Below are 14,417 nucleotides of genomic sequence, written 5' to 3'. Positions count from 1 at the left end.
GGGGGAGAATCGTTTGTTTACCAAGAGGAAACAAAAGCTGCTGTCATTCGTTCTGCTGACAGCTCTGCTGACATGGGCCGGAGGAGCGGGAAGCGTTGCGGCAGCGGGCGGCAACACATCGGCCTCTTCCAGAATCATTGATGGAGAGCTATATGTTAAAGCTTCAATTATACCGGATGTGATCAAGAAGGTATCGCCTTCGGTCGTTGCCATCATCGGCAAGCCTGCGGACGGACAAGGCGGCAATCGCTTTTCGCTTGCTCACGGCACGGGCGTTATCGTAAAAAGCGACGGCTGGATCGTGACGAATGCGCATGTCGTCAAGGATATGGACCGAATTATCGTCGTCACATCAGACGGCAAGGAATACGCAGGTACCCGCAAGCAGATCGATGTCACAAGCGATCTTGCGCTGGTTAAGATTAACGCGAAAGGGCTCAAGGCCGCGAAATTCGCCGCATCACCGTTGAAGATTGAAGTCGGCGAGACCGTCATCGCCATCGGCACCCCGGTGTCCTTTGCGCTTCGCAATACGGCTACCGTCGGCGTGATCAGCGGAATGAACCGCTCGCTCTCGTCCGACTATAACTTGCTGCAGACCGATGCCGCCATCAATCCGGGAAACAGCGGGGGACCGTTGGTTAACCTTAAAGGCGAGGTCGTAGCCATCAACTCGATGAAGTTCGTCGATGTCGATATCGACAGCATGGGATTTGCCATCCCGGCAGATACGGTTCAATATGTGTTGAGCCATTTTTACAAGTATGGTCAGGTTAAGCGTCCTTCCTTGGGGCTGGAGCTGGAGGAGAGCTGGTCTGCTGTCGTAGGCTTGCCTACGGAGGAGCCGATGACCGTGCTGGCGCTCACCTCCGGCCAGGCCGAGAAGTCAGGAATCGCTGTCGGAGATCAGCTCTATGCGGTGAACGGCAAGCAGGTATCGACGGTGGTGGAGCTGAACGAGCTTCTGAAAGCCTATCTTCCGGGACAGACCGTCAGCGTCACCTTGCTCTCCGAGGGTGATCTGGTTACTCGCAAGCTGGTATTATCGGCCAGTTCGGCTCATTAATTACACAATTCATAGGATGAGAGGGATAAAGAAATGACAGCTATTTTTCGCACCAGAAGCGCAGCTGTGTTGGCATTGCTGCTCTCGGTTGTATTGCTTGTAATCGGGGCGCTGCCCGCAGCTGCCGAAGAGGCTGCCAAGCAATCGGAGATTCGTCTGAAGCTCGGCAGCGGGCAGATGAACATAAATGGGGAGACGGTGAAAATCCAGCAGGCTCCCTACGCATCGGCAGGCCATGTTATGGTGCCTCTGGCCGTATTCACGAATCCGAAAGGCTTCGGAGCCAAGGTGCAGTTGACGAACAATAAGATTATTAAGCTGACTTACGGGAAGCATGTAGCCGTGCTTACGCTGGGCAGCAAAGCCGCAACGATCGACGGTAAGAAGCTGACGCTTCCCGTCGCCCCGGCCAGCAAGCAAGGCGTCGCCATGGTGCCGCTCACTCCGCTCGCGAAGAGCTTCGGCGCTTCCCAAGCCAAGGACGAGACGACCAAAGAGATCGTGATCAAGTTCAAAGCGGCTGCCGGAGCAGCGGGAGGCAAGAACTCTGCAATCGATACGGATGCAGGCAAGTCCCAGATCGGGGACAGCTATTATCAGTGGTCGATGAATTATCCGACGGGCCTGGTGAAATCCGCACAGTCGCAAGATGGAGATTCCCTTATTTTCGAAGATGTAAAGAAGGAGTATTATTTGGGAATCTTTGTCGAGGAAGCGAGAAATACCATGAGCGTTAACGAGAAGCGTAGCGCGATGACCGAGTATCAGGATGAAGGAGAGAAAACCGTCGACAAAAAAACGGTCGGCGAAGGAGACAAAAGCTATGAGCGCATAATCACGAAATTCAAGAGCGGCTTCTTCTACGAATACCGCGGCTTTCAGGCAAATGGGTTTTTCTACATTATTGTTTACGGCAAGAGAGTGGGCTCGGCGAGCGAGCTGACGCAATCGGGAAGCTTGCTGGATAGCTTTCGTACCTCTTTCGACCGTTCGAGCTCATCGATTAAGGACATGACGCAGATTCTTGATGGCTTCAAGAGCTTCACCGATGAAGATTACGGGTTAAATGTTAAGCTGCCTAAAGAATGGAAGGTTGATGAGAAATCTACCTATCCTTACTATGAAACCGAAGATGCGTATTTGTATCTGGATGTGACGTCCGTCGTTGCCGGGGATACGCTGGATGCTTGGGTGAAGCGGAAGACGACCCGTCTGGAGCAGTCCTTTGCTCCTGCGTATAGAAAGGAGCCGGAACTGAAGGATGTTATCTGGAACGGGATTCCGGCCAAAGCGATGAAGATTTCTTATTCGTGGGACACCGAAAGATGGTGGGAGGAGTATGAGATTTTCGCTGTCGAGGGGAAATATCGTTATTATACCTCCGTGGCTTATCTAAAGAGCTCAGCATCAAAATATTCGAATTTGATGGATACGGTATTGCGTACGATGAAGGTAGACTTCGCTACGGTAGAAAAAAATATGGGGGATCTGCCTGACGACTATGACAATGCAGATCGTGAGGCGAAGGTTACGAAACAAAGCGATAAGTATGGCTATCGGGTAACTCTACCGGAATTCTGGTATGGAGATCAGAAAAACTTCGAGGAGGCAACGGTGGAATACAGCTTCGTGGGCGGGCTGTTTTCTGTAGAGGCGTGGGAGGAGTCGTATTCGTTCTACGAATTGGATGCTTCTATTAGCGAATTCTATCGCGAGAAAACCTCTAAGTCTTCGAAGTATCGACTCATTTCTAAGCAACAAACACAGTATGCGGGATATACGGCAATCAAGGTTGTAACCGAGGATACGACAAACACTAACGTCTCGCCGTATCGGATGATAGAATATTATGTCCTCAAAGGAGATAAAGTGTACCGCGTATGGGGCGCTTATTTCCTTGCTAACGGAAGCGAATTTGTGATCAGAAACCTTGAAAATACGTTAAGCTCCCTCACATTCGTGGAGGGACGATAGGATGCAGCTATCTACACCAGTCGAATTGCGAAGGTAATAATTTGAAGGAATCGGTTGATGCCTTGACCTCCTCATTCGTTCAAGCAATAATGAGAACAGCGAATGCCGCGTATGGTACGCGGTTTGGAGGAATGGTACATGAAGGACAAGCTCGCCTTGCGGCGTGAAGATATTGAATTGCTGGCTCCGGCCGGAGATTGGGAATGCATGAGGGCCGCCGTAGCCAACGGCGCCGATGCGGTTTTCTTCGGAGTGGAGAAGTTTAATGCCCGCGCGCGGGCGCACAATTTTCAGACGAACGAGCTTCCGGAGATTATGGCGTTTCTCCACAAGTACGGGGTCAAAGGCTTTCTTACCTTTAATATTCTCGTATTCGAGGACGAGCTCCCCGAGGCGCGCAAGCTGATCGAAGCCTGCATCGACGCGGGAGTGGATGCGGTTATTGTTCAGGATCTCGGTCTGGTCAAAATGATTCGCGAGATATCTCCGGACTTCCCGATCCACGGCTCGACGCAGATGACGATCACTTCGCCGGAGGCGGTGGAGTTCACGAAGCCCTTCGCGATGGAACGTGTCGTTCTCGGGCGGGAGAACAACCTGAAGCAGATCCAGAAGATCGGCGAGCAGGCCAAGCTCCCGATGGAGGTGTTCGTGCACGGAGCGCTGTGCGTGTCCTATTCAGGGCAGTGCTTAACCTCCGAGGTATGGGGCGGACGGTCGGCCAATCGCGGGGAATGCGCGCAGGCTTGTCGTTTGCCTTATGATCTGATGGTGGACGGCGTTCATCAGCCTATGGGGGATATCGCGTATTTGCTGTCTCCCAAGGATCTGGCTGCGATCGATATCGTCCCGGAGCTGATTGAGGCGGGCGTAGCCTCCTTCAAGATCGAGGGACGGTTGAAAAGCCCGGAATACGTGGCGAACGTCGTGAGCAAGTATAATCGGGAGATTGACAAGTACTTCTCAGGAGACGAGAACGGACCGTCCAAAGAGGAAGTGCGGGAGCTGCAGCAAAGCTTCTCCCGGGGATTCACGCACGGCTTTTTGGACGGCACGAATAACAAGCAGCTCGTGGAAGGGACTTTCCCCAAGAGCCGCGGCGTTTACCTGGGCACCGTGCAGAAGATTATGCGCGACGCCCTAGTCTGCCGACTGGAAGCCCCGCTTAAGCGAGGGGACGGCATCGTCTTCGATGCCGGCGATCCGACGAAGAAGGAAGAGGGCGGTCGAGTCTATGACGTTCGTCTGTCCGGCAAAAAGCTGGAGGGCGAGGCGGCGGAAGGCCTGCTGATCGAGATTGTGCCTGGCCGCAACGATGTCGATCTGAACCGAATCCACGAAGGGGATCGGATATGGAAGACCAGCGATCCCGCCTTGGATCGGCGCCTGCGCACCACCTTCGAGACGGAGAAGCCCTACCGGACGTTCCCGCTTGCCGTATCGGTGTTCGGTCAGGAAGGCATTCCGCTGAGAACGATTTGGACGGATGTCGGCAAGGGCACTACCGTGGCGGTCGAATCGGAGATGCCTCTGGAGCTGGCGGAGAAGCGTCCGCTGGGTCATGAGGTGCTGGGAGAGCAACTGGGACGCTTGGGCGGCACGCTTTATTATCTCGATCAGCTTGAGGTGGCGCTGAAGGGCGATGTGATCGTTCCGATGCGCGAGCTGAACCGGATGAGGCGCGAGGCTGCCGAGAAGCTGGAGGCGATGCGAGAGCTGCCTCCAAGGTACGTCAAGCGGCAGGTCAACGAGTTCGCGGATGCCTTCGTATCCTCGGAGGACGTATCCGTCCAGCCCGGCGAAGTTAAGCTGACTGCGCTGTGCCGCACGCTTGAGCAGGTGAAGGCCGTCGTCAAGACGGAAGTGGAGCTGATCTACGCCGACTTTGAATTCATCAAGCAATTTCCCGATGCCATTCAAGTCTGCCGCGAGGCGGGCAAACGGATTGCGCTTGCGACTCCCCGCATTCATATGCCGGGAGAGAACGGGTACCATCGCAATATCCTGAACCTGAAGCCGGATGCTGTGCTTGTTCGCAATACAGGCGCACTCTACTACTACTTGCGGGAGCGAATGGAGAAGCCGGACGAAGCGCATCCGCTCCTGATCGGCGACTTTTCGTTAAACGTAGCGAACCATAAGACAGTGAATCTTTTCCGCGAAGCGGGCTGCGACTGGGTGACGCCTTCTTACGACCTGAACATTCAGCAGATGGTGGATATGCTTCGCCGCGCGGATACGTCCCGTCTGGAGCTCGTGATTCACCAGCATATGCCGATGTTCCATACGGAGCATTGCGTCTACTGCACGTTCATGAGCGAAGGCACCAACTTCACGAACTGCGGACGTCCCTGCGAAGAGAAGCGGGCTTCTCTGCAGGATCGGATCGGGATGTCGCACCCCGTACGCGTGGATGAGGGCTGTCGCAATACCGTCTACAATGCCATCGAGCAGTCCGGGGCGGAATACCTCGATCTGTTCATGGAATTGGGCGTGAGCTCGTACCGCGTCGAGTTTCTTGAAGAAAACGAAGAGAAGGTACACGAGGTGTTGACCCTCTATCGGGCGGCAATCGACGGCAAAATCGGCGGCACGGAGGTTTGGCGCAAGCTTAAGGCGATTAATCAGCTCGGCGTCACGCGCGGGCAGCTGGTGAAATAATGCAGGGGGTGCCCGTCTTCCGCGCCATGCGGACGGCGGGCTTTCCTATTGTGATAAGGGGAAGATCGCGAGCGGTGAAGGAAAAGGACAAAAGAAGTCGAATTGGTATATTATTGAAGAATATCCGATGACGCCGGTTGTTGGCGGGAGGCCTTCACAACAAACGGAAATCAACCGATAACGTGGAGAGAAATACGCTGTTGAAACGTGTTGGCCAAGAAGGCGCGGACTCGGGGTCGGCGTTCTTTCCGAGAGGTTGCCGCTGAATGCGGGCAAACTCGCACTGAATCCGAGAAGAGGGGATACCTGGGATGAAAATTCGCAAAGCCATCATACCTGCGGCGGGGATGGGAACAAGGTTCCTTCCGGCGACGAAAGCGATGCCGAAGGAAATGCTGCCTATTATCGACAAGCCGGGAATTCAATACATCGTGGAGGAAGCGGTCGCCGCCGGCATTGAAGATATATTGATCGTGACAGGCAAAGGCAAACGCGCCATCGAGGATCATTTCGACAGCTCCTACGAATTGGAGCAAAGCTTGCTTAAGAAGGGCAAGCTCGATCTGCTGTCCGAAGTACAGAAGCCGTCCGATCTGATTGACATTCACTATATTCGTCAGAAGGAGCCGAGGGGACTCGGCCACGCCATCTGGTGCGCCCGCAAGTTTATCGGGAATGAGCCGTTCGCCGTATTGCTTGGCGATGATATCGTGCAATCCGAGGTCCCCTGTCTAAGGCAGATGATGGACGTATATGACCGGGTACAAGGCTCTGTGCTTGCGGTGAAGAACGTGCCGGACGACGAGGTTTCCCGCTACGGCATCGTTGACCCCGACCCCGACGGCGGGGACGGCGACCGCATTCTAAGGGTGCGCGGCGTGGTGGAGAAGCCGGCTCCCGGCTTTGCTCCTTCCAATGTGGCGATTATCGGCAGGTATGTGCTGACGCCCGCGATCTTCGACATTCTGGAAACGCAGGACGTCGGCGCAGGAGGCGAGATTCAATTGACGGACGCGATCTATCGCTTGATGGGGCACGAATCCGTCTATGCGTACAAGTTCGAAGGCACGCGATACGACACCGGCGAGAAGCTCGGCTACCTGAAGACGATTATCGACTTTGCGCTGGAGCGCCCCGACCTGAAGGACGAGGTTCGGGCATATCTGGAGGAGAAGCTGGGACGTTGAGCCGAACGACCAGAAAGTTTTGAAGCGTTGCAGGAAGAGGGCTGTCGCTTGAACCCTATAGGTTTGGCTGGCATGAAGCACACGCCGCTTGTACTTCTTCGGAGGGACAGGCGGCGTTTTATTGTCCAAGGGGGAGAGAGAGGCTGCGAGAGACGGGAGCGGCGCTCCCTGTCATTCCTTCTTGGAAGAACCGGAGAATTCCTGTAGACTAGAGGATATCCTAGATGATCTTCGGAGGCAGTATGCGTCCTTCTTTTTATAGCGACTGGAAACATGTTTTTAAGCTTGACCCGGATCGGGAAATCACGGATGCCTCGCTTGATGCGTTATGCGAGTCCGGTACGGATGCAATTCTTGTCGGCGGCTCCAGCGGCGTAACGTTCGACAATACGGTAGACTTGATGTCGCGCATTCGCAGATACGAGGTTCCCTGCGCCTTCGAGCTGTCCGATCCCGCGTGCGGCGTTCCGGGCTTCGACGGTTATTTTATCCCAAGCGTCTTAAACACGAATCGTGCGGAATGGCTTATCGGCCGTCACGCTGAGGCGCTGAGAGACTTCGGACATTTGCTTCCGTGGGAGTCGATCGCAGGCGAGGCTTACCTTGTGCTGAATCCGGACTCGACGGTCGCCCGATTAACCGGGGCGAATGCCTCGTTGTCCATTGGCGAGGCGGTGGCTTACAGCCAGGTGGCGGACCGACTCTGGAACGTGCCTGTGCTTTATGTAGAATATAGCGGAACCTTCGGGGATATGGATTTGCTGAGCACGATTAAAAACAGCCTGCAGCAAGCGCATCTGTTCTACGGCGGCGGCATCAACAGCCCCGAGCGTGCGGCGATGGCCGCTTGCTTTGCAGACACCGTAGTCGTAGGCAACGCGATATACGAAAATCTGGATGCCGCGCTTGCTACGGTAAGTGCGGTCAACCAAGCGGTAAAGGGGTAAACGCATGTTTTTTGAACGGGATCAAGCCCATTCCATCCAAATTGACGACTCTATTAACAAGTTAAATCCGAGACAGAAGGAAGCGGCTGTCACCACCGAAGGGCCTCTGCTGATTATGGCCGGAGCGGGAAGCGGCAAGACGCGCGTGCTGACGCATCGCATTGCGTATCTGATTTCCAAGCGATTGGCTGCGCCGTGGAGTATTCTGGCGATTACGTTCACGAACAAGGCGGCCAGGGAGATGCAAGAGCGGGTGGCCAAGCTCGTCGGTCCGTCAGGCAAGGATATCTGGGTCAGCACGTTTCACTCGATGTGCGTGCGTATTCTGCGCCGGGATATCGAGCGGATCGGATATGGCACGAACTTCAGCATTCTCGATTCCACCGACCAGCTATCCGTCATTCGCAACGTGATGAAGGATAACAACATCGACACGAAGAAGTTCGAGCCGAAGGCGATTCAAGCGGCCATCGGGGGAGCGAAGAACGAGCTGCTGTCCCCGGCGCAATACGAGCAGCGGCAAGGCGATTATTTTCAATCTCTGGTTGCCAAGGTGTATACGCAATATCAGCGCAGGCTTAAAGCGAACAATTCGCTGGATTTCGACGATCTCATTCTGCTGACCATTCAATTGTTTAAGGACGATCCGCAAGTGCTGGACTCCTATCAGAACAAATTCAAATATATTCACGTCGACGAATACCAGGATACGAATAAAGCGCAGTACACGCTGTGCAAAATGCTGGCCGAGAAGCATCACAATATTTGCGTCGTTGGGGACAGCGACCAATCGATTTACCGCTGGCGAGGCGCGGATATTACGAACATTCTGAACTTCGAGGCGGATTACCCCGAGGCGTGCAGCATTTTGCTGGAACAGAATTATCGATCGACCTCGAACATTTTGGATGCCGCGAATGCCGTGATCAAGAACAACCTGGGCCGCAAAGCCAAGAACCTCTGGACCGATCAGTCCGGCGGGGACAAGATTACGCTGTACCAAGGCGATTCCGAGCATGAGGAAGGGTACTTCGTCGCCGGGGAAATTCGTAAAAATCGTCAGGCCTCTTACCGATACGGCGATCATGCCATCCTGTACCGAACGAATGCGCAATCCCGGGTAATGGAGGAAATTCTGATCAAATCCGAGATTCCGTACCAGATCGTCGGAGGCATCAAGTTCTACGATCGCAAAGAAATCAAGGATATCTTGTCGTACTTGCGGCTGATCTCCAACCCGGACGACGATAACAGCCTGCTGCGGATCGTGAACGTTCCGAAGCGAGGGCTTGGCGACACGACGATGGCGCGGGTGCAGGAGGAGGCGTCGAGGAAGGGCGTTTCTATTCTACGCTTCCTGAATGAAGGCGACGGCCTGCTGGGCGACGGACTTTATCATCTGGACATTCAAGGGCGCGCCAAAGCTGCGTTGTCCGGGTTCCGCGAGCTTATACGCAATCTGACTGCCATGGTCGACTATCTGTCGGTCACCGAGCTGACGGAAAAGATGCTTGAGCTGACCGAGTATCGGCTTGAGCTTCAGCGCGAGAATACGCTCGAATCGAAATCCCGTCTCGAAAATATCGACGAGTTTCTGTCGGTTACGCAGGAATTCGAGAAGCGCAACGAGGACAAGTCGTTGCTGTCGTTCCTGACGGAGCTGGCGCTTGTCGCAGATATCGATTCGATGGATGACGAGGAAGAGGGCGGCGATGCGGTCGTTCTGATGACGATGCACAGCGCCAAAGGGCTGGAGTTTCCTGTCGTGTTCATTATCGGTATGGAGGATGGGGTTTTCCCGGGAAGCCGTTCGCTGATGGACAATGAGGAAATGGAAGAAGAGAGACGGCTGGCCTATGTCGGCATCACGAGAGCGGAGAAGAAGCTGTACCTCACTTGCGCGCGAATGAGGCTGCTATACGGGAGGACAAGCTCCAATCCTCCTTCCCGGTTTCTGGGGGAAATTCCTACAGAGCTCAAGGAAGCGGTTCAGCCTGCAAGCGGGGGACGCTCCGGATCCTATGGAAGCTACGGCTCGCGATCGGGCTCAGGGGGCTACGGCTCGTCGCGCGGCCCGTCCTACGGGAATGGAAACGGCGGATATCCGCCGTCGAGCTTGGGGGCACGCCCGACCGTAGCTCCGACGAATATGACGGGCAGCTCCGCGGCCCGGCCTCAGGCGCAGACGCCGTCGGCGGCCAAGCCTGTCGGCGACGGCATGGCAATCGTGGCGGGCGACAAGGTCCAGCATGCCAAATGGGGAGTCGGAACAGTCGTTTCCGTGAAGGGGACAGGCAACGACGCCGAGCTGCAGATTGCGTTCCCGGCGCCTACCGGGGTAAAGCGGCTGCTGGCGGCGTTTGCTCCGGTAACTAAAGTATAAACGTATAAAAGGGTTGGACTGCCGTTTCTGGCGTCCAACCCTTTGTGCATGTTATGACCGGCTGGAGCCGGGAGTATCCTTGCTTTAGTAGCCGGGGTGACGATAATCCGGCGTTCGGAGCTCCCTTAGAATATCCATATACTCGATATGGCGTTTGGTCTCGATGGTGCCGATTCGATATATAAACCTGTAAATTTCGATCATACTGTCATTGTATCGGTTGGTTGCGGAATCATGATCCGCAGATTTGTAAGGGATAGGCGCGCGAACGTAAGTCGATTCCAGCGCTTTACGCTCCTTTTCCAACAGGGCGATTAAATGGTTTCGTTCCTCATCCGTTGCCAGCACGGTCAACTGATCCGTCAATGCAGGCTCGGTGCCCACGATACCGGCCGATACGGAGACGTAGTAACGAAGCTTGTCCATTTCCCCCACCTCCTAGTAATGTGACTATTCCCTTATTAAACGGGCGGAGCGAAGGATGAAACAAACCGGAATTGTGACGAGCGGACAAGGCTTGATTTGACAACCGTTCGCGCGCTGAAATAGACTTAGGGAAAAGTCCGCCATTATCGAACAAGTGAGGTTGAGAGCTGTGTCTCAGAGCCGTATTATGGAACGCATGCAGGAGCTCGTCAAGGAGCTGAACGAGCATGGCCATCGCTATTATACAGAAGACAATCCTACGATCAGCGACAAGGAATACGATGCGCTGTACGATGAATTGACGAAGCTGGAAGCGGAGAGCGGGGCGATATTGCCCGATTCTCCAAGCCGCAGAGTCGGAGGAGAGATTCTGAAGGGCTTCGAGCCTCATCGGCACCTTACCCGGCTGTGGAGCTTGGATAAGGCTCAGAATCTTGAGGATCTAACGGCATGGTCGGCAAGGGTGAACAAGCTGATCGCGGATTATAACGCCAAAAACCCGGAGCAGCCGCTTCCGCCCCCGGAGTACGTCGTGGAGCTGAAGTTCGACGGTCTTTCTTTGAATCTGACGTATGACGGGGGGCAGCTCGCGCAAGCGGCCACGCGTGGTAACGGGGAGGTCGGCGAAGGAATATTGGCCCAGGTGAAGACCATTCGCACCGTTCCGCTGTCGATTGGATATCGCGGAGGCGCGATAGAGGTTCAAGGAGAAGGCTTCATGCGTTTATCCGTCCTTGAGGCGTACAATCAGACTGCGGCGGAGCCGCTCAAGAATGCTCGGAACGGGGCCGCGGGCGCTCTCCGCAATCTGGATCCGAAGGTGACCGCATCCCGCAAGCTTGACGCGTTTTTCTATAACGTCGGTTATTCAGCGGGCATCTCGTTCGCCAATCATCGCGAGATGATGGCGTTCCTGCGCGAGAACAAGCTTCCGGTCAATCCTTATGTCGCCTACCATTCAACGATCGAGGAGCTGGTGGAAGAGCTGGAGACCATCGTCGCCAAGAGAAGTAGTCTGGATTACTTGATCGACGGAGCGGTCGTCAAGCTGACCGATATGCGGACGAGAGAGGCGCTCGGCTATACGGATAAATTCCCTCGATGGGCAGTCGCATTCAAGTTCGAAGCGGAGGAAACGACAACGGTGCTTGAATCGGTCTCTTGGGAACTTGGCCGTACGGGCAAAGTGACGCCGTTGGCCCGGGTCGAGCCGGTAGAGCTTGCCGGCGTTACGGTGCAGAACTGTACTTTGAACAATATCGGCGATATCGAGCGTAAAAATCTGTTGCATGCGCTGGGAACACGGGTATTCATCCGCCGTTCGAATGATGTGATTCCGGAAATTCTCGGCAAAGCCGACGACGAGACCGGCGGCCCGATTGAGGCCCCCGTCGTGTGTCCGGGCTGCGGAGCGCCGCTGGAGATGCGCGGCGCCCACTTGTTCTGCAACAACCGACTGGGCTGCAAGCCGCAGATTATCGGGCGCATCACGCATTTCGCTTCGCGCGATTGCATGGACATCGAGACGTTCAGCGGCAAGACGGCAGAGCAGCTCTACGAGGAGCTTAACGTTCGGGAGCCTGCGGATCTGTATAGCTTGCTTCTGGACGATCTCGTCAAGCTGCAGCGATTCGGGGAGAAGAAGGCCGGCAATTTGCTTGCCGCGTTGGAGCGGTCCAAGTCGCGTGGGCTTGCCTCTTTCCTGAATGCGCTGGGCATTCCGAATACCGGGAAAGCGACGACGAAGATGCTAGCCGAGCATTATGGAGAGCTGGACCGAATTATGGCGGCCGAGGTTGATGAGCTGATCGGACTGCCTGATGTGGGAGGAATCGTGGCGGAGAGCATTCACCACTATTTCCGCGATCCGCTCAACCAAGCCAGTATCTCACGGATGCGCGAGCTGGGCGTAAATCCGCAGGCGGCTGCACCGGCTGCGGCAAGCGCAAGCTCGGATCATCCATTGTTCGGCAAAACCGTCGTTTTGACCGGTACGCTGTCTCTGATGTCGCGAGACGAAGCGGCGAAGAAGCTGGAGGCGCTGGGCGCGAAAATCGCGGGCAGCGTATCCAAGAAAACCGACCTGGTCATTGCCGGAGAAAGCGCGGGGAGCAAGCTGACGAAGGCGCGCGACTTGGGGATTCCCGTGCTTGAGGACGAAGAGGAATTGGCGCGGCTGCTGGAACGCGGCAACTAAATAGCGAACAAGGCGAGTCCGGCAACGGACTCGCCTTTATCTATACGCCGGGGTTAAGAGACGCGCTTCAGTCGAAGCGCGAAGGTGTCCGTCAGTTGAACATCAAGAATGGCATGGTTATATATTGATTTAATTATATTTAATAAGACGGATCGGTCCTTTACAGGATGGAACGAATTTTTTTGCTGTCATCGGGATTCAACTGGATGTAACCGCCTTGACCGGATTCCATTACGACTTCAATAAGCTTTCCCTCGGGTGAAAACCATATTCCGTAGACCTGGATCTCCGAAGCGACAGTCGGACCGGCATTCATGATTTCGAGCTTGCGATCCGATGCGCGCGACATCGATGCGCTGCTGCGGCTTTCGTCCGCTTTGATGAGAACGGAACGAATTTCCGCGACGACGGAGGCGTCCTCAATGGTTTTGTAGCGTTGGTAGGTAGTTCCGTCCGGTTCAGTCTTGCTGATTTGAATAACGAGCTTAGCTTTAGTCGGCGCAGGGTTCGAGCTTGGGCTGGATGCGCACCCGGACAGAACAAACGCTGCAAGGGCGGTTAGCGCCAAGAGCCGCAGTCGCTTCCTCATCGTCATCTCTCCTCGTCTTTGATACTGATGCAGACGCTGACTGGCGTGATTAGGTTGCAATCGAGCCCCGCAAGGCGGATATCAGGGCAAGTCTTCTCTGTATCCGAGGCAGCTCCGGAGAAGTGCACGGCGATGTCTTGCTGTTGGCGTTGTCCAATCGTTGATTCAGCTCGAAACAGCTTTTCCACATCAGGCCTTCTTTCTTCCAATTCTCCCCGCGCGAATTTGTTTAACCCAGAAGTACAGCGTGCACCCGATGCAAAATCCCAGCAATGCGGCGCTGGCCGCCAGCAGCAGCATAGCAGAGAAGGCATGTCCGACAATCTGCCAGCCCAAGGCGAAAGACACGAGAGCAAGTGTGAGAAAAAGAACCGCAAGCACATTGTTGAAGCGCTGCAGCTCTATCGCTTGCGTTTCCTCTCCTTTGTTCTTCAACGCAAGCTTGGCTATACGGACAAAAAGGTTAAGGCGGCCTTCGCTAAGCAAGCCGGCTACCTGGACGAGCCACAATGCGGCTAGAATCCAAGGCTGATGAACGAGAAAGGCGAGCACGACGAAGAGGACAATCCCCGCCTGGTTTGCTTTAACATATCTCATAGGAATTTCTTGCATGTGCAAACACCTAAATGTAGATAAGATTACTTGCAATTAAACTTATCGTAAATCATCGCGATGGCGATGACAAGAGAGAATGGTTTGCAGCTTCTTTATTTATGCAGATGATTTATTTCTTCATCTAATGCAGAAAGTGCCGATTCCCCGGCAAGCAGTCGGAAGAGAGGAATATCTACGTGGAAAGAAAAAAAGTATAAAAAGGTGTTGCATTGTGTTGCTAGGCTATGATATATTAGTCAGGTCGCCTCTTGAGGGCGCACGACAAGCGAAACAAAAGAAACACCGAATGGTTCTTTGAAAACTGAACATTGAGCGTAAGAAACAAAAACGTCGGAAGACGGCTTCGGTCGTCGGAAGGCAAACCAGCAAGAA

At 54.6% G+C, this 14,417-nt stretch carries 10 protein-coding genes; 7 read left to right on the top strand and 3 right to left on the bottom strand.

Annotated elements, in window-relative coordinates; all coding sequences use genetic code 11:
* Window positions 1–13 precede the first annotated feature (13 nt).
* From ACFO1S_RS07895 to pcrA, 6 genes are all read left to right on the top strand, one after another.
* Window positions 14–1,066 (top strand): S1C family serine protease, encoded by a 1,053-nt coding sequence (locus ACFO1S_RS07895; protein WP_204602898.1) that lies wholly within the window; start codon window positions 14–16, stop codon window positions 1,064–1,066.
* A gap of 33 nt (window positions 1,067–1,099) precedes the next feature.
* On the top strand, window positions 1,100–3,040 hold the full coding sequence (locus ACFO1S_RS07890; protein ID WP_204602899.1) for a stalk domain-containing protein: 1,941 nt from the start codon (window positions 1,100–1,102) through the stop codon (window positions 3,038–3,040).
* Window positions 3,041–3,142: 102 nt separating this feature from the next.
* Window positions 3,143–5,701, top strand: a complete 2,559-nt coding sequence (locus tag ACFO1S_RS07885) for a U32 family peptidase (protein WP_378126560.1) — start codon at window positions 3,143–3,145, stop codon at window positions 5,699–5,701.
* 311 nt (window positions 5,702–6,012) lie between these two features.
* Entirely contained in the window at window positions 6,013–6,888 is an 876-nt protein-coding gene (gene galU, locus ACFO1S_RS07880; RefSeq protein WP_204602900.1) for a UTP--glucose-1-phosphate uridylyltransferase GalU, read from the top strand.
* A gap of 242 nt (window positions 6,889–7,130) precedes the next feature.
* Window positions 7,131–7,835, top strand: a complete 705-nt coding sequence (gene pcrB / locus ACFO1S_RS07875; RefSeq protein WP_204602901.1) for a heptaprenylglyceryl phosphate synthase — start codon at window positions 7,131–7,133, stop codon at window positions 7,833–7,835.
* Window positions 7,836–7,839: 4 nt separating this feature from the next.
* Window positions 7,840–10,218: a DNA helicase PcrA gene (gene pcrA / locus ACFO1S_RS07870; protein WP_204602902.1), complete on the top strand. Its 2,379-nt coding sequence runs from the start codon at window positions 7,840–7,842 to the stop codon at window positions 10,216–10,218.
* A gap of 84 nt (window positions 10,219–10,302) precedes the next feature.
* Here the strand turns inward: pcrA and ACFO1S_RS07865 are convergent, their stop codons facing one another.
* Window positions 10,303–10,644 carry a hypothetical protein gene (locus tag ACFO1S_RS07865; protein ID WP_378126557.1) on the bottom strand — a complete coding sequence of 114 codons (342 nt, stop codon included), beginning with the start codon at window positions 10,642–10,644 and terminating at the stop codon, window positions 10,303–10,305.
* A gap of 187 nt (window positions 10,645–10,831) precedes the next feature.
* Here ACFO1S_RS07865 and ligA point away from each other — a divergent pair, with 187 nt between their 5' ends.
* Complete coding sequence (ligA, locus tag ACFO1S_RS07860; protein ID WP_204602904.1) at window positions 10,832–12,841, top strand: NAD-dependent DNA ligase LigA; 2,010 nt, start codon at window positions 10,832–10,834, stop codon at window positions 12,839–12,841.
* Window positions 12,842–13,001: 160 nt separating this feature from the next.
* Here the strand turns inward: ligA and ACFO1S_RS07855 are convergent, their stop codons facing one another.
* Together ACFO1S_RS07855 and ACFO1S_RS07850 are read right to left on the bottom strand one after the other, a co-directional pair.
* Complete coding sequence (locus ACFO1S_RS07855; protein ID WP_204602905.1) at window positions 13,002–13,430, bottom strand: hypothetical protein; 429 nt, start codon at window positions 13,428–13,430, stop codon at window positions 13,002–13,004.
* 189 nt (window positions 13,431–13,619) lie between these two features.
* Window positions 13,620–14,042 carry a DUF4395 domain-containing protein gene (locus ACFO1S_RS07850; protein WP_204602906.1) on the bottom strand — a complete coding sequence of 141 codons (423 nt, stop codon included), beginning with the start codon at window positions 14,040–14,042 and terminating at the stop codon, window positions 13,620–13,622.
* Between the last annotated feature and the right edge of the window lie 375 nt (window positions 14,043–14,417).

This window comes from Cohnella boryungensis (genome assembly GCF_042651945.1).
GTDB lineage: Bacteria > Bacillota > Bacilli > Paenibacillales > Paenibacillaceae > Cohnella > Cohnella boryungensis.
Note: the sequence above shows the minus strand (reverse complement) of the source record. Positions and strands in the feature narration are given on the sequence as shown.

What these genes read in the sequence shown, in the direction of transcription:
- ACFO1S_RS07890 (WP_204602899.1), top strand. Translation starts at nt 1,100, where the DNA reads ATGACAGCTATTTTTCGCACCAGAAGCGCAGCTGTGTTGGCATTGCTG.
- ACFO1S_RS07885 (WP_378126560.1), top strand. Translation starts at nt 3,143, where the DNA reads ATGCCGCGTATGGTACGCGGTTTGGAGGAATGGTACATGAAGGACAAG.
- galU (WP_204602900.1), top strand. Translation starts at nt 6,013, where the DNA reads ATGAAAATTCGCAAAGCCATCATACCTGCGGCGGGGATGGGAACAAGG.
- pcrB (WP_204602901.1), top strand. Translation starts at nt 7,131, where the DNA reads ATGCGTCCTTCTTTTTATAGCGACTGGAAACATGTTTTTAAGCTTGAC.
- pcrA (WP_204602902.1), top strand. Translation starts at nt 7,840, where the DNA reads ATGTTTTTTGAACGGGATCAAGCCCATTCCATCCAAATTGACGACTCT.
- ACFO1S_RS07865 (WP_378126557.1), bottom strand. Translation starts at nt 10,644, where the DNA reads ATGGACAAGCTTCGTTACTACGTCTCCGTATCGGCCGGTATCGTGGGC.
- ligA (WP_204602904.1), top strand. Translation starts at nt 10,832, where the DNA reads ATGGAACGCATGCAGGAGCTCGTCAAGGAGCTGAACGAGCATGGCCAT.
- ACFO1S_RS07855 (WP_204602905.1), bottom strand. Translation starts at nt 13,430, where the DNA reads ATGAGGAAGCGACTGCGGCTCTTGGCGCTAACCGCCCTTGCAGCGTTT.
- ACFO1S_RS07850 (WP_204602906.1), bottom strand. Translation starts at nt 14,042, where the DNA reads ATGCAAGAAATTCCTATGAGATATGTTAAAGCAAACCAGGCGGGGATT.